Raw genomic sequence first — 532 nt, forward strand, 5'->3', positions numbered from 1 at the left:
CGCAGTGGTTCGGCCAGGAAAAGATCGCCTACGACGAGACGGTGGTGGACGGAATCGACCACGCCGTTGGCGCCTTCCTGGACATGATGCGCGGGGCCAACACCGGAAAGATGGTCGTGCGCACCGCCTGAGAAAACCGTGGCTCCGTTCCGCATCCCTGCTGTGCAATCGCGGGCAGGAGGCGCAAGGTAGACGCATGAATTCATCGATTCAACCCCCCGAAAGCCGGGGACAGACCGCCGCTGACCCCGCGGCCACTCCGTCCCCCACCAACAACCACCCTGGTCAGAATGACCAGAAAACCTTCCTCGGCCAGCCCAGAATGTTGGCCTCACTGTTCAACGTGGAGCTGTGGGAGAGATTCTCCTTCTACGGCATGCAGGGCATCGTCCTGATCTACATGTACTTCCAGACCACCGACGGTGGCTTGGGAATCGACCAGTCGGTCGCCGCAGGCATCGTCGGGGCCTACGGCGGCAGGGTGTATCTGTTCACCATCCTCGGCGCCTGGGGGGGGGGCCGGCTGGTGGGC

Annotated in this window: 2 pseudogenes; both read left to right on the top strand. The window is 63.3% G+C overall.

What is annotated here, in order from left to right:
- Window positions 1–131, top strand: a pseudogene (locus tag GTW58_RS14825) (NADP-dependent oxidoreductase); the annotation flags it as partial.
- 65 nt (window positions 132–196) lie between these two features.
- Window positions 197–532 (top strand): annotated as a pseudogene (locus GTW58_RS13920) (MFS transporter); the annotation flags it as partial.

It is taken from the genome of Kocuria subflava (assembly GCF_012163155.1).
GTDB lineage: Bacteria > Actinomycetota > Actinomycetes > Actinomycetales > Micrococcaceae > Kocuria > Kocuria subflava.